The 1,606-nt window shown below is 48.4% G+C and carries 2 protein-coding genes; one reads left to right on the top strand and one right to left on the bottom strand.

What is annotated here, in order from left to right; genetic code table 11:
• Positions 1 to 1,065, bottom strand: a 1,065-nt coding sequence (locus AC3B8H_RS21175; protein ID WP_488443485.1) for a tetratricopeptide repeat protein, incomplete at its 3' end; no start/stop codon positions are given.
• Between the two features lie 340 nt (positions 1,066 to 1,405).
• Between AC3B8H_RS21175 and AC3B8H_RS21170 the strand changes: the two genes are divergently transcribed.
• The coding region (locus AC3B8H_RS21170) for a hypothetical protein (RefSeq protein ID WP_488443484.1) at positions 1,406 to 1,606 on the top strand (201 nt) is incomplete at its 3' end.

Genomic DNA, 1,606 nt, shown 5'->3' with positions numbered 1-1,606 from the left:
ATCGCGAGGCTGCACTGAGAGTTTGGCCGCTTCTGTCCATGCGTGACGCTCGACGAAATAACGAGCCGGTATTGCAGCTAAAGCGTAGGCGGACGTCGAATTTTCAGGGTGGGTCTTTTTAATCTTGGCTACTTCTTTCCACAACGCTTGTGCCTTGTCGTTCTGGCCGTCTTGTAGATAGGCGTACAGCAAGTAATCCATGAAATGAAGTTCTTGGTCCCACACCTTGCCTGGAAAGTTATCCTTGGCGTAGTCTTTGGCCGCGAGATAGGCGGCCAGATTTGACGCCGCCGCGTCTTCCCATAAGCCCAATCGAATGAAAATATGCGAGGGCATATGCAGTGCATGGGGTACTGCGGGGGCAATGTGTGCGTAGGCGCGCGCAGCCGCCAAACCCTGTGTGGCCAAATCGGGGTTGTCACTGGCGTGAATAATATAATGGGCTACGCCGGGATGGTCAGGAATTTGGTTCAATACCTTTTGTAAGAGCGTCAATGCCATTCTGGGTTGTGCATAACTCTTGTCATGAGGATCGGTTGTGGAAATCAAGGCTAAGGCATAGAACACATTGGCTTCAGGATCGTCAGGGAACTGCGCTTGCACCTTTGCCATAGCTTGCGTGTAAGCTTGTTTGCGCCGACCATAGTCCGCATCTTCTGATCGGTACAGTTGGGCGACAGCATCCAGGTACAGGCTTTCGCGGTCGGTCTTCACCGGCAAAGCTTGTGCCCGCGTTAACGCCTCACGTCCTTCTTGTAATTCCGCCTGGGTGGGCGGTGTTGCCCATAACTGGCGGTATAGGCTCATTGCAATGCCCCAGTGCGCCATAACACAATCGGAATCGAGTTCGGCGATGTGAGCAAAGGTTTTCTTGGCTTCGTCGTACCAAAACGAGTGTAGCATCGCGACCGCGCGATTAAACTCTAACTGCGCTGCCGGTGAACAGGAAACGGCAAAGTTCGCCGTACCCAGTTTTTCCTGCCCGATGCCTGTAACGTGGTGATCGCCATCGGCCAAAAGTGGCGCAGAAGCAAGTAGTGCCAGCCAAAATATTAGGTTTTTCATTGTTTTCCTCCAGATGCTTATTGGTGTCTCCGAGTCGTTCGAACTAAACGCAACCACACTGGCTTTTTGATGTTTTCCCTATCTGAGACCTTTCAAATGCATTGTAGGGCAGACTAGAAGCAATTAAAACGCAAAGCAACAACGAATAAATACATGTTTGCCATGCATAATTGCATTTGATGAATTTGGGGTTAATTTGAAATGACAAGAAATGTCGGTGGCCACAAAAAGTGAAAAGTGTCCCAAATTAGTGAAAAACTAATGACACCAATATTGAAAAAATCCGAATGGATTTGGTTCGTAGAACCTGAATAAGAGGCATGTTTGCAACTGTGCTGGTGTGACAGATGACAAACGGTTAAAGTACGTCGCTTTTTACATCAGCTACATTTTTGCCAGCGCTCGCATTCATAAAGTCATGATAAAGCTTATTGAAGAATCACCAAACACATGGGTTTTTCGTCATAACTTTCCAGAAGGAGCGAAGGACAGTTTTGATGATGCAGTTGAATTGTATACGTCCGGGAACCTCGTTGAAGCC

It is taken from the genome of Methylomonas sp. BG-2 (genome assembly GCF_057766305.1).
Note: the sequence above shows the minus strand (reverse complement) of the source record. Positions and strands in the feature narration are given on the sequence as shown.